The 22,672-nt window shown below is 71.0% G+C and carries 17 protein-coding genes; 5 read left to right on the forward strand and 12 right to left on the reverse strand.

Going from position 1 to position 22,672, the window contains the following annotated elements; translation table 11 throughout:
• The 10 genes from WME90_RS29910 to WME90_RS29955 form a co-directional block, all read right to left on the reverse strand.
• On the reverse strand, positions 1 to 2,205 hold the full coding sequence (locus WME90_RS29910; protein WP_437275421.1) for a type VI secretion system Vgr family protein: 2,205 nt from the start codon (positions 2,203 to 2,205) through the stop codon (positions 1 to 3).
• A 118-nt stretch (positions 2,206 to 2,323) separates the two neighbouring features.
• A complete protein-coding gene (locus WME90_RS29915) occupies positions 2,324 to 2,890 on the reverse strand; it encodes a hypothetical protein (protein ID WP_437275422.1) in 567 nt (188 codons plus the stop codon).
• 177 nt (positions 2,891 to 3,067) lie between these two features.
• Positions 3,068 to 3,523 carry a hypothetical protein gene (locus WME90_RS29920; protein WP_437275423.1) on the reverse strand — a complete coding sequence of 152 codons (456 nt, stop codon included), beginning with the start codon at positions 3,521 to 3,523 and terminating at the stop codon, positions 3,068 to 3,070.
• A gap of 56 nt (positions 3,524 to 3,579) precedes the next feature.
• Positions 3,580 to 4,044 (reverse strand): hypothetical protein, encoded by a 465-nt coding sequence (locus WME90_RS29925; protein WP_437275424.1) that lies wholly within the window; start codon positions 4,042 to 4,044, stop codon positions 3,580 to 3,582.
• A gap of 17 nt (positions 4,045 to 4,061) precedes the next feature.
• Positions 4,062 to 7,949 carry an RHS repeat-associated core domain-containing protein gene (locus tag WME90_RS29930; protein ID WP_437275425.1) on the reverse strand — a complete coding sequence of 1,296 codons (3,888 nt, stop codon included), beginning with the start codon at positions 7,947 to 7,949 and terminating at the stop codon, positions 4,062 to 4,064.
• Positions 7,950 to 7,952: 3 nt separating this feature from the next.
• Positions 7,953 to 8,408: a hypothetical protein gene (locus tag WME90_RS29935; RefSeq protein WP_437275426.1), complete on the reverse strand. Its 456-nt coding sequence runs from the start codon at positions 8,406 to 8,408 to the stop codon at positions 7,953 to 7,955.
• Positions 8,409 to 8,485: 77 nt separating this feature from the next.
• On the reverse strand, positions 8,486 to 9,094 hold the full coding sequence (locus WME90_RS29940) for a hypothetical protein (protein WP_437275427.1): 609 nt from the start codon (positions 9,092 to 9,094) through the stop codon (positions 8,486 to 8,488).
• Positions 9,091 to 9,384, reverse strand: a complete 294-nt coding sequence (locus tag WME90_RS29945; protein WP_437275428.1) for a hypothetical protein — start codon at positions 9,382 to 9,384, stop codon at positions 9,091 to 9,093. The genes WME90_RS29940 and WME90_RS29945 overlap by 4 nt, the downstream gene beginning before the upstream one ends.
• The gene (locus WME90_RS29950) at positions 9,371 to 10,033 is read right to left on the reverse strand and encodes a hypothetical protein (RefSeq protein WP_437275429.1); all 663 of its coding nucleotides are present in this window, start codon (positions 10,031 to 10,033) and stop codon (positions 9,371 to 9,373) included. The genes WME90_RS29945 and WME90_RS29950 overlap by 14 nt, the downstream gene beginning before the upstream one ends.
• Positions 9,999 to 13,739: an RHS repeat-associated core domain-containing protein gene (locus WME90_RS29955; RefSeq protein ID WP_437275430.1), complete on the reverse strand. Its 3,741-nt coding sequence runs from the start codon at positions 13,737 to 13,739 to the stop codon at positions 9,999 to 10,001. The genes WME90_RS29950 and WME90_RS29955 overlap by 35 nt, the downstream gene beginning before the upstream one ends.
• Before the next feature lie 430 nt (positions 13,740 to 14,169).
• Between WME90_RS29955 and WME90_RS29960 the strand changes: the two genes are divergently transcribed.
• From WME90_RS29960 to WME90_RS29970, 3 genes are all read left to right on the forward strand, one after another.
• Entirely contained in the window at positions 14,170 to 15,369 is a 1,200-nt protein-coding gene (locus WME90_RS29960; protein ID WP_437275431.1) for a hypothetical protein, read from the forward strand.
• 258 nt (positions 15,370 to 15,627) lie between these two features.
• Positions 15,628 to 16,158, forward strand: coding sequence for an Lrp/AsnC family transcriptional regulator (locus WME90_RS29965; RefSeq protein WP_437275432.1), 531 nt, complete (start codon positions 15,628 to 15,630; stop codon positions 16,156 to 16,158).
• The gene (locus WME90_RS29970) at positions 16,155 to 17,147 is read left to right on the forward strand and encodes an N-acetyltransferase family protein (protein WP_437275433.1); all 993 of its coding nucleotides are present in this window, start codon (positions 16,155 to 16,157) and stop codon (positions 17,145 to 17,147) included. Before WME90_RS29965 ends, WME90_RS29970 begins: the two co-directional genes overlap by 4 nt.
• A gap of 190 nt (positions 17,148 to 17,337) precedes the next feature.
• On the opposite strand, the gene WME90_RS29975 is transcribed toward WME90_RS29970, so the two are convergent.
• Together WME90_RS29975 and WME90_RS29980 are read right to left on the reverse strand one after the other, a co-directional pair.
• Positions 17,338 to 18,957, reverse strand: a complete 1,620-nt coding sequence (locus WME90_RS29975; protein ID WP_437275434.1) for an ABC-F family ATP-binding cassette domain-containing protein — start codon at positions 18,955 to 18,957, stop codon at positions 17,338 to 17,340.
• A gap of 81 nt (positions 18,958 to 19,038) precedes the next feature.
• The gene (locus WME90_RS29980; protein WP_437275435.1) at positions 19,039 to 19,767 is read right to left on the reverse strand and encodes an FmdE family protein; all 729 of its coding nucleotides are present in this window, start codon (positions 19,765 to 19,767) and stop codon (positions 19,039 to 19,041) included.
• A 312-nt stretch (positions 19,768 to 20,079) separates the two neighbouring features.
• On the opposite strand from WME90_RS29980, the gene WME90_RS29985 reads away from it, so the two are divergent.
• Complete coding sequence (locus WME90_RS29985; RefSeq protein ID WP_437275436.1) at positions 20,080 to 21,651, forward strand: protein kinase domain-containing protein; 1,572 nt, start codon at positions 20,080 to 20,082, stop codon at positions 21,649 to 21,651.
• Between the two features lie 10 nt (positions 21,652 to 21,661).
• Positions 21,662 to 22,660, forward strand: a complete 999-nt coding sequence (locus tag WME90_RS29990) for a tetratricopeptide repeat protein (RefSeq protein ID WP_437275437.1) — start codon at positions 21,662 to 21,664, stop codon at positions 22,658 to 22,660.
• Positions 22,661 to 22,672 lie beyond the last annotated feature (12 nt).

Below are 22,672 nucleotides of genomic sequence, written 5' to 3' on the forward strand. Positions count from 1 at the left end.
TCACCCGATCTTGAGGCTCGCCGCCTGCCGGACGATGAGCGCCGCGTTGATGGCTATCTTCGCGCCCTGGAGCGTCATCGGGCCCCCGTCGAGCTTGATCGCGCTCCCGCCGCCGTGGAACCTCCCCACGCCGCCCGCGAGGACGATCTGCGGTGCCTCGACGATGTAATCGCCGCCCGCCTCGCGCAGATGGAGCCCTCCGATCAGCTGCTCCACGGCGCCGGCCTGCGTGGAGAGCGCGCCAACGCTGTGTATCTCTCCCGCGGACGACGTCTGATCCTTGCTCGCCGCGACGCTCTCGACGCTGGTGCCGGCGACGAGCTGAGCGATGAGCGCCCCAGCCGTCTCATCGTAGGTCGAGAGCATGTTGTCATCGATCGAGGCGAGCGAAACGCTGGTCTGGACCGAGCCGACGTCGCGCGTGAAGGCGCCGGTGATCTGCTGGCGGACGCCGCACGAGATGGTGATGTGGTCCCCGCCCACGGCGTAGTCGCGCGCCCCGCCGACCTTCTCGACGAGATCGGCGCTCGCGTGAACCTCGTCGTCGCCGCTCACGGAGATCGTCTGCACGCCGGCCACCTTGGTTTGGAGCGCATTGCCGACGTCGATCGACTGGTTCGCGCCCACCGCGACCGACTCGTTCGCGCCGATGGATACCGCGTAGTTGCTCCCGATGCCGTGCTCCTCGTCGCCGCCCACGGTCTCGTCCTTGTCGTGGCCAGTGGTGATCGTGAGATCCTTCTTTGCGGAGATGGAGAGCCCCTGGCTCGCGGCCGTGTCGCTCATCGTGATCTCGTTGTGCCCGGCGCCGCCAGGCGTGGACATGCTCTTCAGCGCGCTCCTGGCGGCCGCGCCGGGCAGGGCGTAGGGCGGCGTGTCCTCCGCGTTGAACGTGCGCCCGAGCACGAGGGGGCGATCGGGGTCGCCGTCGAGAAAGGCGACCGAGACCTCCCAGCCGACGCGGGGCAGGATCATCGATCCGCCGAGGCCGAGCTGCGATACGCGCAGCCAAGCGCTCGACGTGTCGTCCTGCTTTCCCGAACGATCCCACAGGAAGCGCACCTTGACGCGGCCGTACGTGTCGACGTGGACGGCCTGGGGCTCGCTCGACGGTCCGGTGACGATCGCTGTCTGGACGCCGCCGACTCGCGGCTTCCTGGTGCGGCGGGCCGGGGCGAACGGCGCATCCTTCGGTATGGCGGCGAACTCGTTCTCGCACGCCTCTCTGCCCAGCCGGCCTCGCGATCGGAGCTCGACGACGACGAACTCTCCCTCCAGGAACGGCTCCGTCGCCCCCTCGATCGTCATCGGTGTACCGCACAGGAGCCCCGCTGCGTTCGTCTTGCCGCGGCAGACGTCGACGTCGCCCCGGAGGGAGCTCAGCCGCCGCGCCGCCTTCCGTGTGCCCTCGGTGCCCGCGGTGAACCCGCCGGGGTACTCGAAGTGGTGAATGGCTCGGTTGCCGGGCGCCGCTGCCGAGGCAGCGGGGAACACGTCAGGCTTCTCGAAATCGTAGTCGCGCAGCGCGAGGCCCGTGGTCCTCAGGGTCTTTCTCCGGCGCAGATCGAGCACCGGCCGTGCGGACGCGCGCGCGCCCTGCCGGACGGAGAGCAGCACCTCGGGCGTCCCCTCCTGCGGCGCGAAGGCCGCCGGGTCGTCACCCAGGACGAGCCTGTGCCCGTCTGGGCCGTGGAGGAAGAAGTAGAATACCCCCTCCTCTTCGAGCAGCCGGTGAACGAAGTCCAGCTCTGTCTCGCGGTACTGGCACAGGAACTCGCGAGGCGCGTAGCTCTGCCGGAGCCGCCATTCGACGCCGCCGTCGACGCCGGCGTCGGCCAGGACGCTCTTGACGACATCCATCGGGCTCATGTCCTGGAAGATGCGCGAGCCCTCGCGGTGCTCGAGCGCGGCGAGAGCCGGCCGGAGCCGGAAGTGAAAGTGGTACTCGCCAGCCTGGTACTGGAGGAAGCCGACCTGGTCCGGCAGACCGTCGTAATACCGGACGCTCCCGTGACCATCATCGACCTCGAGCAGCATCCGGCGCTGGAGGCACCCATCGACACGAAACGATGGGTCGCTGGTCGAGATCTCGACGTGGACGGCGTACGGCAGCGAGATCGCCTCGTGCGCTTCGTAGGAAAGGACCCGGACGTCGCTGGGCAGACCGCCGCCCGTGAGAGTGATGTGGCCGAGCGTACCCTCCATCAAACGCACCCTCCAGTCTCCGGAACCCTCATGTGTATCGTGACTCGCGGCCCCTGGCAACGCACCTCACGCGGGGTCAGCTGGGCTCCCCGGAGGCGCAGGGGGTGACGGCGCGGGCTCAATTCAGCCTCAAGATGCGCCCGACGAGGCGGAACAGCCCACGAGAGGCGGCGCTGATGCGGCTGCCGATGACCTCGATGTCCCCGTCCTGACGGATGCGGACCGCGCCGTGCCCCGAGCGCAGGAGCACTTCCTCCTCCGCCTCGATGCTCACCGTGGTCGCCTGCAGCCGGATCTCGCGGGGCTTGCGCGTCATGAGCGCCGCGACGACGAGAGGCGCTTCCCCCTCGCAACACTCCACAAGCACCAGATCGCCGTTGGCCTGAGCGTCGGCGATCACCTCGGGATCCACCTCGGGCGCGAGCTCCGCCTCGACCGGCGCGGTCGCGCCCCGGAGCACGATCGTCGCGCTGCGGCCAGCCACGTCGAGGACGCGGGCGGTGCGGGTGCCGGCCGACGGTGCGGTAGCCGGCGCGCCGGGCGCGGCGCGGGGCGCTGGCACTGGGGAGGTGGATTGCGGGAGGAGATCGTCGATGGAGAGGCGCGAGGCCGGCGCGGCGTCCTCCTCCGGCTCCACGGTCACGCTGCCAAGCCCGTCGAAATCCTTGTCGTGAGCCCTCATCATGCCTCCGGTATCGCACGCGATGGTAGCACTCCACCGCGACGAGCTCGCGCTGCGCGCATGCTCCTCCAGGTCGTCGGTGCGGCAAACGACGCACGCGTCGAGCGGTGCCTCCTCGCCGCGCCGGTCGGTAGTCCTGACGAGAGCGTACGCATAGGTTCTGTAAGGCTACTCGGCACGCTAATAAAAATGAGGAGCGACCAGCCTCCAGAGCTCGTCGCATCGCTTCTCGTAGGCCGGATCTTTGGGGTCGACCTTGCGCATGGCGCGGAGGAACTTGACCGGCGGCTTGTAACCGTGTGTATCGATGTAATGAAGAATCTGGTCCGGGAATATATAAATGCAAGTTTTTCCAGGGACGCAGATGTTTCTCCAACCCAGATATGTCTCTTGCCCAGCAACGATGCGCCAGGGGGGCTCAGTGTCCGGATCGTCGAAACAGAAGCTGCACGCCTCCGTGCTCTCGATTTCCTCAGGCGTCCAGCCGTGTCTGATGAGCTGCTCCAGCCTCGCCACGTCCTCCGGATCCACGGCCCCTTGAGGGATTGGATGAGGCTTGCCCATCCAGCCGATCGTGACCAGCTTGGGGTGCTCGCAACTTCCCCACCAGTGCCCTCCATCACGGAAGTATGACATGGCACAACACTCCTGTTTTATTTGAGCGATGAGCGCGACAGCATCGGGACGGCCAACTACTTTGAAGCCGCGCGCCTCCAGTCGACCTGCGTCCAGATTTCTTTGCACCTCTTGCGATAGGCCGGATCCTTGGGATCGATCTTGCGCATGGCGCGAAGGAAATTGTCCGGCGGCTTGTAGCCGTGCGTATCGATGTAGTGAAGAATCGCATCCGGAAATATGTAAATGCGAGATTTACCGGGCACGCATACTTGCGCTCCACCCAGGCGCGTGTACCGCCCAGCGACAATACGCTCGGGAGGTTCCACATCCGGATCGCCGAAGCAGAAAGTGCACGCGTGGGCGCCCTCCATCTCCTCGGGCGTCCAGCCGTGGACGATGAGCTGCTCCAGCCTGGCGAAATCCTCCGGATCCACGGTTCCCTGAGGAATCGGGTGGGGCGCATCCATCCAGCCGATCGTGATCAGCTTGGGGTGCTCGTAGCTCTCCCACCAGTGCCCTCCATCACGGTAGTACGACATATCGAATGACTCCTATTCTATTTCGGGGCCTTGCGCTTCTTCGGTCCACCGCGGCGCTTGACTTCAAAAAATTTATCATCCAGCTCTGGGGTCGAGGGACGGTAGCCCGCCGGACTCGGGGCCACGTTCGACGTCCCCCCCTCACGCCAGAAGCCAGGCTCATAGCGCCAGTCATTCCGTGCGTTCTGAGTGTATATCGTGCTATAGTCCGTCCCGACGTGCAAGTTCTCCGTCGGAGCATAGACCTTGCTTCCATCTTTCGCCATCTCCCTGGCGAGGCGGTCAGCAATACTATTCTCCCCTTTGGCCGTCTTGCAGCTCGCCAGCCGGATCGTCATTCCAGGTCTGTAATCCGGGTGGTTCCGGATGTAGTCGGCGAGTTCAATTTCGTCAGAAAGCATGTAATACCGACTATCCTGACGGGCACTGTTGTCGAACGGCCGATTGAGACCAGTCGCGTTTCCGTGCCCGCGCATAATGAACTCGTCGGGGTGATCCGGAAAAGCGTTCTCGCGTTCACCAGCCAAGATAATGACCAGCCCGAATGGATCCGCCCATCGAAAGGGGTTGCGCGCATACCGATACGCGTTCAACCCGCCGAGGAGCCCCGTCGGGTCGGGGCTGATGTAGCGCCCCGTGTCCGGATCGTAATACCGGAACCGGTTGTAGAAGAGCCCCGTCTCCGGGTCTTCGTACTGCCCCTGAAAACGGAGCGGTGTCTCCGCCTCCGCGCTGCCGCGCGGCCTCACGCGACCCCAGACGCTCCGCTCGATGCTCCCCGCGATCGTCCCATCCAGGTTCACGAGCGCGTCCGGCGCGCCCGCCGGGTCGGTCAGGTAGCAGCGCCAGCGTCCATCGCCGTCGTGCTGATACTGCGCCATCGGGACGAACGCGTCATCCTCGTACACGTAGGTCCGGGCTCGCTCGGAATCGCCCGCGCGCGTCACCTCGTGGATGAGCCTGTGCCGATCCCAGACGTACCGCGTCGCCGTTACCTCGATCCACCGCCCGCCCTGGCCTCTCCTCGATACACGTTTGCCGATCCGCCTCGCCAGCGGATCGTACGTGAACTCCACGCGAAGGCCATCGGGCGTCAGGACGCATTCGAGCAGATCCCGATCGCTCCACTGGAAGCGCGTCACGAGCTCCCCGCCGGATGGCGCACGGACGCGCCGCTCGCTCAGCCGCCCCAGGGCATCCCACGTATATTCGATATCTCCGCGGCGAACCAGCCGGCCACCCGCCCCGTAGGACCAGGCGCCGCTGCCGCTCGCCTCGGCGATGTTGCCAGCGCCATCGTAACGGAAGCGCTCCTCCCGCCCCGCCCCGCCCAGCGCCGCGATGACCTGGCCACGCGCGTCGTGATCGTACCTCGTCACCCCGCCGTCGCGATCCCAGACCTCGAGGAGCTCCTGCCGCGCGTCGTACCGGTATGCCCGGCCCCACACCGCGTCGGGCAGCGGCCCGACCCAGTCGGGCTCTCCTGGCCCGATCCTCGGCGCACGCGCAGGGGACGTGAGCCACCGCGCCGCGATCTGACCGGCAGGTGTGTACGTGGTCGCGACAGCGCCGCCGTCAGGCGAGAACACGCGCCGCACCTCGCGGCCCAAGGGATCGTTCGCGTGGTCGATCAGGAGCCCTGCCGCCGCGCTCGTGCGCCTCCGCAGGCCGCGAGCATCCCGGACGATGGCCTCATCGTGGCCCCACGATGTCCGACGCGCGACCGCGCCCCCAATCGCGCCCCACGACGTCTCGATCGCGTACGATACACCCCCGACCGTCTGCTCCTCGCGCGTGATCCTCCCGCGCGCGTCGCGCTCGAACGTGAAACGCCCCGCCCCGCTCGAGGCCGCGATTACCGCCCCGTTCGCGTCGTGCTCGTACGTCTCGGTCCCGCCGCCCGGCCGGGTGATGGTGACCAGGTTGCCGGCGGCGTCGTAGGAGAGGTGCATTCGCCCGCGCTCCCCGTTCTCGATCGACTGGAGTCTGCCAGCCTCGTCGAAGCGGTACCTGAACGTCCGCCCGTCGAACGTCGTCTCCTTCACGAGGCGGTGCCATGCGTCGTAGTCCAGTCGGTGTACCTCGCCCACCTCGTTGAGCACCTCGACGAGCTCGCCGTCGCGATCGTACGCGAGCCGCACGATGTTGCCGTTCTGGTCCTTCGCCGCGCAGAGCTGCCTGTAGCCACCCCAGGCGAGCTCACGCACGTTGCCGGCCGGATCCTCGACCCGCACGAGATAACCCTCCGCGTCGTACGCATACCGCGTGACACCCTCAGGAGCTTGCGTCGCGAGCAAGTTCCCGAGAGACGAGTACTCGTGGCGGACGGTCCGCCCCATCGGGTCGGTCCTTGCGATCATGCGCCCGAGAACGTCATAACGCCACGACCAGCGTGCGCCGTCAGGGGCGACAGCACCGACCTGATTGCCATGCACGTCCCGCTCGATGCGCCATAAGCCTCCTCCCGGAGACGCCACCTCCACGACCTGACCTCGGTTGTCGCGCCGGTAGAGCGTCGCCGCGCCACCACCGTCGCGGTGAGCGATCACGTTACCGCGCCCGTCTCGATCGAGCTCGACCGTGTCTCCCCGCCTGTCGGTGATGCGCACCGGATTGCCAAGAGCGTCCCGCTCGATTCGCGTGACGCGGCCCAGCGGGTCGGTGATCGCGAGGATGCGGCCGCGCTCGTCGCGCTCGAACGTGGTCGTCGCCCCCAGGCCGTCGGTCCGCGACAGGAGATGTCCGTGCTCATCGTACGTCCGCGTGACGACACCGCGCCCGTCGACGCTCCTGTCGAGCGTCCCCATCGGGTTGCCGAAGAACCGGCGGCTCGTGGTGGAGTCGGTCACCTCGCTGTAGCCGCCGGCGCCGTACACGAGCTTGCAATGATAGATGCCCTTGGCCACCGTGGTCCCGTCACGGAGCCGCGGGGGCAACCCCTTGGCGAGGCAAGGATCCGCCTTGCCGGCGTAGTCGAGCCAGACCTCCACGCAGCGGCGCTGAGAATCATAGACGTAGTGCGACGTGAGCCCGACGCGATCGGTGGACGACACGAGGAGATGACCCCCGTCGTAAGCGTAGCGAGACGCGTGGCCCTCGGCGTCCGTCACGCGGACGAGGTCACCATCCTCGCCGCGGGTGTAGCTCGCGATCCGCAAGGAACGATCGTGCGTGGGTGAGGTCAGCACGTCGATCGCGGCGATCCTGCCGCCGGCGTCCGGCGTGACGCGCACGACCCTCCCCGCGCTGTCGACGACGCGAACGAGCGCGCCGTCGTGATACGTGAGCTCGATCCGGTTTCCGTTTCCATCCTCGATCGAGCTCAACCGGAGCAGGCGCTCATCGGGGCCAGCGCTCGCAAAGACGCGATCGAGCCCGTCGCCGATGTCGAGCACGAAGCCTCTGGCATCGCGACGCAACAGGTAGCCCCAAGGCCCGATCGTCTCCTCCCCGACGGCGAGGGGCTGCTCGAAATCGACGGAGATACCTTCCTCGGTCCACACCACGATGGAGCGGCGTCGCACCTCGATCGCCCACCCCCAGCTGTGCCCCCACCCCCACCCGAGCCCGAAGTCGCGCGCGGCCGCGTGCGAGCTGTAGGAACGCGTGAACTCGAGCGGAATGGGCCCAGGGAGTCGCAGATCGGTGACCGGGGGAGTGAAGACTCGTCCGGTGACGACATCGACCGGGTCGCTGGCGCTCTCGGTATCGGATGTACCGCTCGGCGCGCACTTCTGGTCACCGCTCGCGCCCGTGCCTTCACCGCCACGGCCGTCCCCGCCACCGTCGCCACCGCCGCTGCCGCCGCCGTCGCTTCCGCCCGCGCCCCCTCCTCCGCCCATCACGGCGATTCCCGGGCACATGCCCGGCGGAGCCGCTGCGTCCGGCGCAGGTGCCGTCGACATCGCTCAGCCCTCTCCTTGACGGCCCGGGCTCCCTCCTCGCTCGCCGCGGAGCGCGGCGTGAAACCGCCGCTCCGCGCCGGGATCCTCGGCCATCCGAGGGCTCCAGTGCTCGCTCCCGCGGACATAGTCGGCCAGGGTGACGCCCACTTTGGCGAGCGCCGCCTGCACGTCCCCCGTCTCGTGCAGCAGCGATGTCACTTGAGCGAACTGCTCGAGCGAGATCGGCGGTGCCGCCGCGCGCGATACCGCCTGGTAGGCCGCAGTACACGTCGCGAGCAGCGCCGGGATGCCTTCATGTTCGTTCGCCAGAGCGTCCGAGAGGAGCGCCTGCCAGTGCGCGTCTGCGGCGTCCCATCGCGCCTCGTCGAGCCCGTGTCGAGCGAGCACCTCCGCCCGCGCTCCCCCGGATGCTGCAAGCTGAGCCATGACCGTGACGTACGTCTCCAGATCGAGCACCATGGTTGATCGGGTCGAGCGTAGGCGATGCGGATGTGCTGTTCCAGAACGAAGAGCGACGCATTCCGACGCAAAGGTGCTCAAGGAGCGGGGTCGCGGCCCGAGGCGCTCCGGCTCTGTTCGTAGAGGGCGACAGCGCGATCGAGCGCCTCCTTCGCCCCTCGCTTCTCCCGGGGGAAGGCCTCCACGTGATCGCAACGAGGCCACGCCAGCGCGCGTGTGATGTCCGACAGTGCCGCCGCCGGCTCGTTCGGGTCGGCGTAGCGGTGCACCTGAAAGAGCACCGGTATTTGCGCCGGCTGCCGCCCCGCGGCGATCAGGTCGGCGCGCAGCGTCCTCGCGCGGTGCACGCCGAGGGCGAGCCAGCGCGTTCGGCCGTCCACCGGCAATACGACGACATCTGCGTGCTTCAGGGCCTCGAGCTCGGCGCGCACCTCGTCGCTCTCGGCCGCGAGGCCCTCGATGGGCTCGTGCCAGGCGACCCCGCGCGTCACGACCAGCGATACGCGCAGCGGGACGGCGGCGGCGCCGCGCGGCCAGAGCAGCTGGGCTCTCGCCGGCGTGGGGCCGGCGTCGATCGATGACGAGCGGGCGAGGCCGGCCAGGTGCCGCAAGAGCCGGTACGGGCTCCCGGTGGGGCCTGCGTAGTAGACGACGTGAAGCGGCTGCGGCGAGGCGGGGGTGCTCACCAGTCGAGATCCTCTTGCTCGACGACCACGCGCGCGTTGTCGAACAGCGCTGCGACGAGCTGCCGACGATCGTCGAAGACGAGGCCCTGGGCGTAGTCCACGATGCGGCCGCCGGACTCCTCGTTGACGCAGTGGACGCCCCAGAGCACCGGCTCGCCCGTGGCGTCGTCGCAGGTGCGAAGCGGCTCGGGCGCTCCGTCAGGTCCGCAGGCCGCGATGACGAGCGGCGCGCCGCCCTCGGCGGCCGCGCGGGCGGCGAGCTGACGGCAGAGGAGGTTACCTGGCTTCATGTTCGGCCTTCATCTCTTCGTAGAGCGCGATGGCGCGGTCGAGCGCTTCCTTCGCGCCGCGCAGTCCTTGCGGGAAAACCTCGATATGATCGCAGCGCGGCCAGGTGAGCACCTGAATGATATCGGACGTCGGCGTCTTTATGACGTCTTCCCGGCAATAGCAGTTGATCTGAAATACCACCGGAACAGTGTCTGGGTCCCGCCCTGCGGAGATGAGGTCGGCGCGGAGCCTCAGGAGAAACTGCCGGTTGCGCTTGAACCGGGACGCCTGATTGTCGGTCACAAAGACGATGGCATGGGCACGTTTCAGCGCCGCGAGGCTCTCGGCGAAGCTGGTGCTTCCGCGATTCTCGGCGGCCTCCAAGGCTGCAAAATCCGCCAGGGTAGGGGCTGGCCAGGTGCCGCGCAACCAGACGAAGAGCAGGTGGAGGGAGTACACGACGTCGCCGCACGGCCACAGGACGCGGCCCTCGCTCGGGACTAACTCGTCTGCCACCACGCCGTCATCGCCCAGTGTGCAGAGGTGCCGGAGAAGCGCTTCGGGGGCGCTCATCGTGGTCTTGTAATAGAGCACATCCAAGCGCGGGTGAGGCGGATGGGACGTCACCAGTTCCTCACCTGAAATCGACATCGATATGATAGCTGACATGGCGGTTCTCGAACATCGCCGTCGCATGCTGCTGGTAACTGTCGAAGACCATCCCTTGATCGTAGTCGACGATCCTGCCGTCGGGGTCCTTGTTCACCCAGTGATCAACCCATTTCTTGGGTTTGCCCGTGCTGTCATCCCACGAAGTAAGAAACTCGTTGTTTTCGTCTCCCATCTCCGGTCCGATGACCTGCGTAGGAAACCCTCCGCCGAGGTACTTCGCATCGGTGGCCACCTTCTCGCACAACATGGCGTTCTTCGGCGTCTTGATGGCGGCCTGACGCGCCTTGAGCACTGGATCCGCGTCGAACCTCGCCCGGGCCGCGTCGCGCATTGCCTTCCGCTCGGCGTCGCTGATCGGCTCGGGCTGGATGATGCGTTTCCCATAAACATCGGCCTCCGCCGTCGGATCCACGCCCCTCGCATAAAGATTGTTCCCCCCCTCCAGCCCGATCGGATCCGGGCTGATGAACCTCCCCACCTCCGGGTCGTAGTACCGGTGCCGATTATAGACGAGCCCCGTCTCCTCGTCCGCGTACTGCCCCAGGAAGCGGAGCGGCGTCGTGACGCCCCCCTCCCCGCTCCCCTCGATCCTCTTGCCCCAGGCCGAGAGCCGCAGCTCCCCCGCCACGTCGCCGTGCTCGTCCAGGAGCCGCTCCGGCGTCCCCAGGGGATCGTTCACGTAATGGTACCAGCGCGACGCCACGTCGCCGCCCACCCGGCGCGTCTCGCCATGAGCGAGCGGCACAGCGCTCCCGCCGTCGAAGACGTAGGTCCGCTCCTCGACGACCGCATCGCCCTCGCGCGTGCGCACCTCGTGCACCGGCACGTGCCGATCCCAGTAGAAGCGCGTGCGCGACACGAGCCGCGCCCCCGCGCCGTCCAGCGTCGAGACGCGCTTCTCGATCCGCCGCGCGAAGGCGTCGTACGAGAACTCCACCCGGCGCCCCTCCGGCGTCTCCACCCGGCGCAGGAGCCCGCGCCCGTCCCACGCGTAGCGCGTGACCCGCGCAGCGCCCTCGCGCTTCTCCACGAGCCGGCCCAGCTCGTCGTAGCGGTACGCCAAGTCGCCGCGCCGGATCAGCCGGTCGCCCGGCCCGTGCTCACGCGCCGGCGCTCCGGGGCCCGCATCGACAAGGTTCCCCGTCGGATCGAAGGCGAAGACCTCGGACAGGCCCGCCTCGGCGAGCACCTCCAGCAGCCGCCCGGCCGGATCGCGGTGGTAGACCGTGCGACCGCGGGTGAGATCCTCGACGGCCTCGAGCCGCCCCGTGGGATCGTAGCTGTAGCGCGCGTCCACGACCGTGCCCGCCGGGCGCGAGCCCACCCAGTCGGGCTCGCCAGCGCCGATCGCCGGGCCTTTCGTGGCGCGGCGCACGACGCGGCGCGAGAGGCGTCCAGCAGCGTCGAAGGCGCTGTGCACCTCGCCGCCCCCGGGCAGCACGCGCGCGATCTCCCGGCCGAGCGGATCGAAATGCCGGCGCACCACCTGCCGGTCGTCGAGCGTCACCCGAGCCGCGCGGCCGTCCGGCGCGCGCTCCCACGACAGCGTGTGGCCGAGCGACGTCCTCCGCCCGATCGGGCGCCCCTCGGCGTCGTGGCTCACCTCGACGGTGAACGCCGGGCCGCCCGGAGCCTGCTGCGTCTCGCGCACGATCCGACCCATCGCGTCGCGCTCGAACGCGACCGTCCCGTCCGGGCCCGACACCGAGGCCAGGAAACCGCGCGCGTCGTACGCGTACGCCTCGCGCTTGCCCTCCACCTCGCGGGCCACGAGCTGGCCGGCGAGGTCATAGACGAAGCTGGTGGGCGCGCCGATCCCTGGCTCGATCCGTGTCTGCTGCCCGGCCGGATCGTACCGGTAGCGCAGCACGCGCCCGTCGAACGTGCGCTCCTTCACCCGACGCAGGGCGGCGTCGTACTCGAACACGTGCTTTTCGCCGCGCGCGTTCTCGACCTCCAGCACCTCCCCCTCGCGCCCGTAGCGCATCCGCGCGGATCGGCCGGTCGCGTCGGTGACCTCGTGAATCCAGTGGTAGCCGCACCACGCGACGCGCGACACGCGCCCTGCGCGGTCGGCGACAGAGACCAGCCTGCCCTCGCCATCGTAGGTGGTGCGCGCCGTGGCGCCCGCAGGATCCGTGGTCGCCACGAGGTCCCCGCGCGGCGAGTAATGGAAGCGGCTGACCGCGCCCGTCGGATCTGTCATCGACAGCGTCCGGCCGAAGAAATCGTAGGTCCACTGCCACCTTCCGCCGCGCCGATCGACCAGGGAGACCACGTTGCCGTGCGCGTCGTACCTGATGCGCACGACGCCGCCGGTCGCGTCCTCGGCCTCGACCATCTGGCCCCGCCGGTCGTACCCGAAGCGCCGCACCGCGCCGGTGGGATCCGTCGTCCTCACCGGCAGGCCGGCGGCGTCGCGCTCGATCGTCGTCGCGAGCCCCGCGGGATCGATCACGCGCACGACGTCGCCCCGCGCGTCGCGCTCGTAGCGCACGATGCGGCCGAGGGGATCGGTCCGGGCCAGCAGCCGGCCGCGCACATCACGCTCGTAACGCGTGACGGCCTGGAGCTGATCCGCCTCCGAGAGCAGGTGCCCGGCGTCGTCGTAGGTCGCCGACACCGCGTGCCCGCCGTCCACCTCGAGATCGAGCAGGCCGTGGCGATTGCCGAAGAAGCGCTTCACCTGCCGGGAATTGGCGACCTCCCGGTAGCCGTCCGGCAGATAGGCGAAGCTGCAATGGTAGATGCCCCTGGCGCGCGTCGTGCCGTCGGCGAGCAGCGGCGGCAGCCCATCGGCGAGGCCCGGATCAGGCCGGCCGTCGCGATCTCCCCAGGTCTCGACGCAGCGCCGCTCGTCGTCGTAGCGGTAGTGGAACGTGAGCCCCGCGCGATCTGTGTGCTCGGTCAGGAGGTTGCGCTCGTCGTAGGCGTAACGCGAGGTGAAGCCCTCGGCGTCGACCGCGGCGACGAGGCGGCCGAGGTCGTCGTGCTCGTAGCGCGCGAACGTGATCCAGCGCCCCTGGGAGGTCGCGTTGTAGACGCTGATGGAGTCGATCCGCCGCTCGGGGCTCGACCCGAAGCGGACGCGCCGGCCGGCGCTGTCCAGCACCTCCGCGATCCTCGACCCTTCGTAGGAGATCGAGATCCGGTTCCCGGAGCGGTCCTCGATCGCCGTGAGCAGCCACTCCCGCTCACCGTCGAGCGGCAGCGCGAACGCGTGGTAGAGGCCATCGCCCTTGTCGAGACGGTAGCCGCCGCTCTCGCGCCGCAGCAGCCAGCCCCAGGGCCCGAGCGCCTCGGCCCCCTCGGGCAGCACGGGGAAGTCGACCGAGATGCCCTCGTCGGTCCAGACGCGGATCGCGCGCCGGGTGATTGTGACACGCCAGCCGAGGCTGTGTGTCCAGCCGTAACCGAGGCCGACGTCGCGGTCGGCCATGGCCGAGGAGTAGCGGCGGACGAAGGAGAACGGGAGCGGGCCGGGCAGCGAGAGATCGATCCGCGGCACGGAGTACACGCGTCCGGTGACCACATCGACCGGCTCGCCTTCGGACCTCTGCCTCCCTTGCCCGGAGGGCGCGTGCTTCTGATCGCCGCCCCCGCCCTCGCCGCTCCCGCTCCCCCCACCGCCGTTGCTGCCGCCGCCGCCGCTGCCGCCGCCGCCGCTGCCGTCGGATCCACCGCCGCCTCCCAGCACGGCCACGCCAGGACACATCCCCGGGGGAGCAGCGGCATCGGGCGCCGGTGCGGTCGACATGGCTCAGCGTGCCCTCCAGGCGGGTGTTTCGGTCGCGTGACTCGCGTGCTCGCGGCGCAGAACCACGCGAACATATCGCCTCCGCGCAGCGCGGAGCAACCCCGCCCGCCAGGAGGATGACCGCTCGTTGATGCGCCGCGGGTACTGGTCGAATTTGAACAGGGAGGCGGAGAGGCAGGGAGAAAAAACTTAGTAAATCTCCCTGTTTCTGCGTCTCCCTGTGATCTTTCTCGGGCAAGGTTGACCACCACCCGCCGCCGAAAGCGCCTGTTGACCTGTGCATGCCGGAGCGGTTGACAGGACTTGAACGCGAAGCGAGCAGGCAGGCTCGATGCGGCGCAGCGCAAGAGCGATGCTTCAGGCTAGGATGCGCGCGATGGGTACGGCGCTGACGGTGGAGCGCTACGCGGAGATGCGCGCGCAGATGGAGGCCGGGAGGCTCCGCGACGAGGTGCTCGCGCACGCCGGGCTCACGGCGGATGAGTGGACGGCCGCGCAGCGCGAATGGCTCGAGCGGATGGGCGCGGAGCTCCAGCGCGGCTGCTTCGAGCTGACCAACCGCTACACGCGAGCCTTCCTCGAGCACCAGCGGGCGTTCGTCGCGGCCTCGCCGCGGGTGAACGCGCCGCTCGGTCGAGCGCCGGCCGTGCCAGCGGTGCCGGCCGCGCCAGCGGTGCCGGCCGCGCCAGCGATGCCGCCCGCGCCAGCGGTGTCAGCGGCGCCGGCCGCGCCAGCGGTGCCAGCCACGCCCGTCGGCACGGCCCCGCTCCCTGACATGGCTGCGCTCGTCGCCGCCCTGCCCTTCGTGCCGAGCACACCGCCCGGTCGAGCGCCGGCCACACCGCGACCAGCGGCACCGGCCGCGCCAGCGGCACCGGCCGCGCCAGCGGTGCCGGCCGCGCCAGCGGTGCCGGCCGCGCCAGCGGTGCCGGCCGCGCCAGCGGTGCCAGCCACGCCCGCCGGCACGGCCCCGCTCCCTGACATGGCTGCGCTCGTCGCCGCCCTGCCCTTCGCGCCGAGCACGCCGCCCGGTCGAGCGCCGGCCGCACCGCGGCCCGCCCCGCCAGCGGCGCCCACCCCGCCCGCCGCGCCGGCCACGCCCGCCGGCACGGCCCCGCTCCCTGACATGGCTGCGCTCGTCGCCGCCCTGCCCTTCGCGCCGGGCGCGCCGCCCGGTCGAGCGCCAGCCGCATCGCCGCCCGCCGCGCCAACGCCGCGGCGCCCGGCGCCGCCCGGGCTCATGGGCACGTCTCCGCTCCGTGACATGGCCGCGCTCGTCGCCGCCCTGCCCTTCGCGCCGGGCGCGCCGCCCGGTCGAGCGCCAGCCGCATCGCCGCCCGCCGCGGCCCACATGGCGCCCGCCCTCTCGCTGGAGCAGTACGCCGCGCTCTGCGCGGAGCTCTCGCTGCAGCCGAGGAGCGCCGCGGCGATCTACCCGCGCTACGGCCTCCACGACATGGCCGCGTGGCACGCCGTCGACAGCTCGTGGCAGGCCCGGATGCGCAGCGACTCCGCCCTCGAGGCGCGCTGGCAGCAGCTCATCGCCCATTACAGAGCCCACTACAGGGCACGCTGAACCAACCTCTCGCCGAGCCCACGCGCGGCGACCGCGGAGCGCTCCTGCCCTGCTGTCGACCTGCCGCGCCACCCCACACGTCGAGACCGGCTCCACCCCCGGCCGAGGACGCGAGGCCCAGCAAGGCGTGTCTCACCGCCCCGGGCAGCGGCGTCCCATGGGGCATCGCCCTCCTCGGCGAGGCAACGCCTCGTCGCGCCTGACTTGCAAATCGAAATAGCTCAGGCAATTCTACATTCACTTCCAATGAACACACCGATGGATTCCATCGATCTGAAAGCGATCCACCTCCTTGCCCACGACGCGCGCCGGTCGTGGGCGGAGCTCGGCGAGGCGGTCGGCCTCTCCGCGCCCGCAGCGGCCGAGCGGGTGCGGCGGCTCGAGGAGCGCGGCGTCATCACGGGGTGGGAGGCGCGCTTCGACGCCCGGGCCGTGGGCGCCGGGCTCACGGCCTTCATCTCCGTCTCGATCGCGAACCGGCGGGGACGCGGCGAGTTCCTTCGCGCCGTCGAGCGCTCGCCCGAGATCCAGGAGTGCCACCACGTCGCCGGCGACGAGGACTACCTCCTCAAGGTGCGCTGCCGCGACACCGAGGCGCTCGAGCGGCTGCTCACGCAGGAGCTCAAGGCCCACGACGGCGTGGTGCGCACGCGCACGACGGTCGTCCTGTCCACCGCCAAGGAGACGGCGCTCCCGCCCTTGCCGCCGCCGTCCGAAGAGGCGCGCGACGGCGGCGCGCGCCCCCGCAAGGCGCCCGGCCGAGGGGCCCCCCGGAAGGAGGCGCCGTGAGCGCCGGCGCCGGACTTCCGCCCTTCGGCGATCGCGACGATCGCCGCGATCGACCGATCGACGAGCGCGACCTCGCGGCGCTCGCGGCCGCCGTCGAGGACGCCGCGATCACGCAGCGCGACTTCTCGCACGCGCGCCACCTGCTCCTCGGCCTCCACTACGTGCGCGCCCACGGGCCCGAGGGGGCGCTCGCGCGTATGCGCTCCGCCCTGCAGGCCTTCAACGCCCGGCACCCGCCGAGCAACGGTTACCACGAGACGATCACGGCCGCGTGGCTCGCCCTCGTCGCCCGCCACGCCGCCGACAACGGAGGCGCCGCCGTCCACGACCTGGCGGAGGGCCTCCTCGGCCGTTACCGCAGCAGCAAGGCGCTCTTCGCCCACTACTCCCGCGCGCGGCTGCTCTCGGACGACGCCCGCGCCGCGTTCGTCGCGCCCGACCTCGCGCCGCTGCCGGCTCCAGGCGACGGCGTGCGCATCCGGCTGGCGACCGAGGACGATCTCGCGGCGATCGAGGAGATCTATGCGCTCTACGTCGAGCGCTCGACCTGCACCTTCGCCACCACCGTCCCGACCCGGGCCGAGCGGCGCGCCTGGCTCGCCGCGCACGGGCCCCAACACCCCGCCACCGTCGCCGTCGAGGGCGACGGGGCCGTGGTCGGCTGGGGCTCGCTCTCCACGTGGAACCCGCGCGAGGCCTACGCCCGCTCCGTCGAGGACTCGGTGTACGTGCGCGACGGCCTCCACCGGCGCGGGCTCGGGCGCCGCATCCTCGCCGACCTCGTGAGCCGCGCGATCTCGCTCGGCCGCCGCACGATCATCGCGCAGATCGCCGGGGATCAGCCGGGGAGCGTCGCGCTCCACCGCGCGCTCGGGTTCGAGGACGCCGGGGTGCTCCGGGACGTGGGGTACAAGTTCGACCGCTGGCTCGACGTGATCCTGATGCAGCGGGCGATCCCCTACCCTGCGAGCGATGGCCCGCAGCCGTGAGATGGCTCGGGCGCCGCACCGGTACGTGAACGTCTGTCAGCGATCGTCGCGACTGCACCGGTCGGAGCTCGGTTGAGCGGGAGCTCGGGCCACGTGGGGAGCCACCGTGGCCGCGCCCCGAGCGGACGATCGGCCCGGCGGGCGCCCGGGAGAGCCCCCTGGAGCGCGCCCCAGCGCTCCGGCGGGCGCGCTACGAGGCCCTGGCGTCCTTCAGCGCCTCCGGGTTCCCCGGACCCTCGAGGTACTCGTCGTACGTGCCGTTGAAGATGCGCGGCTCCTTCGACGACAGATCGAGCACGCGGGTGCCGAGCTTGCCCACGAAGTGCCGGTCGTGGCTCGTCACGATGACCGTCCCCTTGTACTCGACGAGGGCCTGGAGGAGCGCGTCGATGCTCTCGACGTCGAGGTGGTTCGTCGGCTCGTCGAGCACGACGACGTTGTTCTTCACCAGGATGAGCTTCGCGAGGAACAGGCGCGCCGCCTCGCCGCCGGAGAGGTTCTCCGTCTTCTTGAGCCCGGCCTCGCCGCTGAAGAGCAGCTTCCCGAGCACCGAGCGGACGTGCTCCTTCGGCGCGGTCGGGTCGAAGCGGTACAGCCACTCGTAGGCCGTGAACCCCGCCTCGATCGCCTCGTGGTGATCCTGCGCGAAGTAACCGACGTTCGTGTCGTGGCCCCACGTGACGGACCCGGCGTCCGGCGTGTACTCGCCGACGAGGAGCTTGAGCAGCGTCGACTTGCCGATGCCGCTCGGCCCGATCACCGCGAGCTTGTCGCCGCGGTTCAGGTTGAAATCGAGCTTCTGGATCACGCGCCGATCGCCGAAGCTCTTGGAGAGGGACTCGGCGCGCAGCACGTCGCGGCCGGAGGGCTTCTCGATCTCGAACTTGATGTACGGGCGCACGACGCTCGAGCGCCGCACCTGGATGCCCGCCTCGAGCTTCTCGATCTCCTTCACGCGCGACTGCGCCTGGCTCGACCGGCTCGCGCTCGCGCCGAAGCGGGCCACGAAGTCCTTGAGCTCGGCGATCTTCTTCTTCTTCTGCGCGGCGTCGGCGTCCGACTGGCGCTTGCCGGTCGTCTTCTGCTCGATGAAGTCGTCGTAGTCGCCCGTGTAGAGCGTGACCGTCTGGTAATCGACGTCGGCGACGTGCGTCGCGATCGCGTTCATGAAGTGCCGGTCGTGGCTGACGACGAGGAGCGTGCCGCGGAAGGTGTCGGTCAGGTACGACTCGAGCCAGCGGATCGAGTCGAGGTCGAGGTGGTTCGTCGGCTCGTCGAGCAGCAGGACGTCCGCGCCCCCGAAGAGCGTCTGGGCGATGAGGACGCGGAGTTTGTACCCGCCCGCGAGCGTGCTCACCGTGCTCGTGTGCCGGGCGGTCGCGATCCCGAGCCCCTCGAGGATCTCGGCGGCGCGCGCCTCGGCGGTGTAGCCGTCCTCCTCGCCGATCGTCCCCTCGAGCTCGGCCAGCCGCATGCCGACCTCGTCCGTCATCTCGACCTCGTACAGCCGATCGCGCTCCTGCATCGCGTCCCAGAGCGCCCGGTTCCCCATCAGGACCGTGTCGAGGATGCGGCTGGACTCGTAGGCGAAATGGTCCTGCTTGAGCACGCCGACGCGGAGCTGCCTCGGGATCTCGACCGAGCCCTGATCCGACTCCTCCTCGCCGGAGATGACCTTGAGGAGCGTCGATTTCCCCGCTCCGTTCGCGCCGACGAGCACGTAGCGCTTGCCGGGGTCGAAGCGCATCGTGACGTTCTCGAAGAGAATTTTAGGACCGTACCGCTTGGTGAGCTTTTCGAGCGTGATCATCTCAGCGGCGCGGGGCGTAGCACGTGTGCGCCTGCGGTTCCGGTGAATTCCGGAGGCGGAGCGCCGCCCCGGCCAGGCGCATCACCTCGGCGCGCCGGGCGGCGGGCTGGCGACGCGCGCGGGCGCTTCCTCGAACACCTCGGCGTCAGGCAAGGAGAGGACCTCTCTGCCGGCCGATTCCAGCTTCTCTCTCGGCACGTCGCGGAACCGCGCGCGGAATGCCGCCGACGGGCGGAGGGTGACGGCCTGTCCGGTCGATCTGCGCCGGTACGTGGTCTCCACGCCGGCCTCGCTCGCCTCGACAAGGCTGAGGTTGAGCCTCCCGAGGCTCGCGCCCGTCGCCGCGGCGGCGCCGTCCGCGATGCAGGAGAACTGCACGTTCCGCGGGCTGTGGTGGATCACCTCGAGGTCGAAGCTCCTCGCGGGCAGCCCGAGCCTCGCGAGCGCAAAGCGCCCCATGCGGTAGCCGGCGACGGCCCACGGCCCCGCCCCGCCGTGGATCGCGGCGACGGCGCGCAGCTCGTCCTCCGGGGCCTCCGCGGGCGGCCGGCCCGGCGCGGGCGGGTGGCCGTGGTGCGGCGCGGGCGGGTGGCCGTGGTGCGGCGCGTGTCCCGCCGCGCGCGGCTCGCCGTGGTGATGGGCCGCGTGGCTCGGCCCGCGGCCCTCGCCAGCAGGCGCCCGCGACAGGCCGGCGGGCTCCTGCGCGGGGCGCGGAGGGGGATGGGCGGGATGAGCGCCCGCGCCGCCGCACCCGATCGAGGAAACGGCGGCGAGGAGGATCAACGCCGCGTGGCTCATCGTCTTGCGCATGCTCGCTCGAACCCCTGTGAGGCCGGCGAAGTGTCCCCGTTCGCGCGCGACGTCAAGGGCGCCCAGCCGCGCGCGCGAGCCGCACACGCGAGCCGCGTCACTGCCCGCGCCGCGGGGGATCCGCCCGATCCGGCGAGCGCGCGGGCGTACCTTGGACGGTTTCACGCACCGCGGCGCCAGACCAGGGTAACATGCGCCCGTCATGCCTCGCGCGCACGTCAGCCGTCCCGGTCGCTCCCTTCGCGCCGGCGTCGCTGGCCTCGCTGGCGAGGCGGCGGCCCGCGTGGTCCGGGCCGGGGATGGTCCTTACCGATGACCCGGATCCACCCGGAAGGCTTCCGGCCCGAAGCGCTGGTAGGCCAGGTCCTGCGCGGCAAATGGCGGCTGGAGCGCCTGCTGGGCTTCGGTGGGATGGCCATGGTCTACGCCGCGACGCACCGCAACGGGATGCGCGGCGCGGTGAAGATCCTCCGCCGCGAGCTGTCCGAGGACGAGGAGGCGCGCTCGCGGTTCCTGCGCGAGGGCTACGTCGCGAACCGCGTGGAGCACCCGGGCATCGTCCGGGTGCTCGACGACGACGTCACCGAGGACGGCTCCGTGTTCCTCGTCATGGAGCTGCTCGAGGGCGAGACCGTCGAGGCGCGCCGCGCGCGCGAGCCGGGCGGCGTGCTCGGCGTGAACGAGGTGCTCGCCATCGCCGACGACCTGCTCGACGTGCTGGCCGTCGCGCACGAGCGGGGGATCGTGCACCGCGACCTCAAGCCGGACAACCTGTTCCTCACGCGCCAGGGGCAGCTGAAGGTGCTCGATTTCGGCATCGCGCGGCTGCGCGAGCTCTCGTCCCCGACGAACGCCTCGACGCGCGCCGGCACCCTGATGGGGACGCCGCAGTTCATGCCGCCCGAGCAGGCGAGGGGGCAGTGGGACAAGGTCGACCCGCGCAGCGATCTGTGGGCCGTCGCGAGCACGATGTACCAGCTCCTCTCGGGGCGGTACGTCCACGAGGCCGAGACGCTCCCGCTGCTGCTCCTCGCGGCGATGACGCACCCGGCGCCGGCCATGGGCCGCGCCCTGCCGGCCCTGCCCACGCCGATCGCCGGCGTCATGGACGTGGCGCTCGCGTTCGACCCCGACCGGCGCTGGCCGAACGCCCGCGCGATGCAGCGCGCGCTCCGCCAGGCGCGGGGCGGCGCGGCGCTCGAGCCGGCCTCGAGCGCGCCCCCGGATCCCGGGCGCGCGCTCCTGCACTCGGATCCCGGGCGCCAATCGGCGCACGTGCGAGGCCCCGGGAGCGGGCCGCGCGGCACGGAGTTCGCCGCGGCGGACACGGCGAGCGGCGTCGCGGCCGGCGGCGCGGCGGCCGGCGGCGCGGCCGGCGCCGGCACGGTCTCGCCGGTCGTGGAGCGCTCGGCCAGCGGGGAGCGCGCCGCGCCGCGCGCGGCGGCCACGGGCGCGCTCCTCGCCGGCGCCGGCGTGCTCGCCGTGGGTGTCCTCGTCGCGCTCGTCTGGTGGCAGCGCGCGAGCGCCGCGGGCAGCGCGGAGGCTCCGTCGCACGGCTCGACGGTGGAGGCCGAGCCGCGCCCCGCCGCGGGCGGAGCGACGACGGCGCAGCCCGACAGCCCAGGCTCGCCCGGGGCCAGCGCGCAGCCGGCGCCGTCCGGCGATGCGGTCCCCGCGATAGCGCCGTCCGCGCCCGCGACCACGCCGGCGCCCGAGGCCACGACGGACGCGAGCGCGGCGATGGCGAGCGCGACCGCGACCGCGCCGAGGCCCGCCGCCGGGGGCAGGGCGCGACCGCCCGCGACCGTGACGAAGGCGCCTGCCGCGCCGACGCCGGCCGCCGCGCCGACGCCCGCGGAGGACCCGTACAACCGGAGACGTTGAGGTCGCACGGATGCGTAGATCGAGCTCGCGTAGACGATTCCCGGCCGAGGTGCTCGCCCTGGGAGGAGCCGTGCTCCTCGCCTGCCCCGACGCCTCCGCGCAGCCGCGCGATCCCGCGGCCGCCGAGGCGCTGTTCGACGCCGGCAGGGCCGCGCTCCAGGCGAAGGACTACGACGCCGCGTGCCCGAAATTCCGGGAGAGCTACGAGCTCGATCCGGCGCCCGGCGCGCTGCTCAACCTCGGCGACTGCGAGGAGAGGCGCGGCAAGGTCGCGACCGCGTGGTCGATCTTCCGCGAGCTCGCGCGCGATCTGCCCGCGAACGACGACCGTCGCCCCATCGCCCAGTCGCGCGCCGCGGCGCTCGAGGCCCGCGTGCCGAGGCTCACCATCCGGCTCGCGCCGGGCGCGCCCGCGGACACGGCGGTGCAGCGCGCGGGGGTCCCGGTCGGCGCCGGCTCGCTGGGCTCGCCGTTGCCCGTGGACCCGGGCGAGGTCCAGGTGACGGCGGCGGCGCCGGGCCGGAAGCAGAAGACCTTCACGGTGCAGCTCGCCGAGGGCGCGCAGATCGAGCTGCTCGTGGCGCCGGAGGAGCCCGCGGCCGCCGCGGACGCGGGGCCCGCGCTCCCCCCGAAGACAGGGCCGCAGGGGGCGGGGAGATCGCCCTGGCGCACGGTCGGCTGGATCAGCGCCGGCGTCGGCGCGGTCGGGATCGGCGTCGGCGCCGTGTTCGGCGCGCGCGCGATCGGGAAGAAGGGCGACGCGGAGGCGTACTGCGACCGCGACAACGTCTGCCAGGGCGAGGGGATCAAGCTGCAGAAGCAGGGCGTGACCGCGGGGACGATCTCGACGGTCGCGTTCCTCGTCGGGGCGGCGGCGCTGGGCACCGGCGCGGTGCTCGTCTTCACGGCGCCCTCCTCGGGACAGGCGTCCTCGGGACAGGCGTCGGCGGCGCCCCGGGCCACGATCGGCGTGGTGCCGGGAGGCGCCGTGGCGACCGTGGTCTTTTGACGGCAGCTGCGC

The sequence above is a fragment of the Sorangium sp. So ce375 genome (assembly GCF_051473855.1).
In the GTDB taxonomy this organism is placed as follows: Bacteria; Myxococcota_A; Polyangia; order Polyangiales; family Polyangiaceae; genus Sorangium.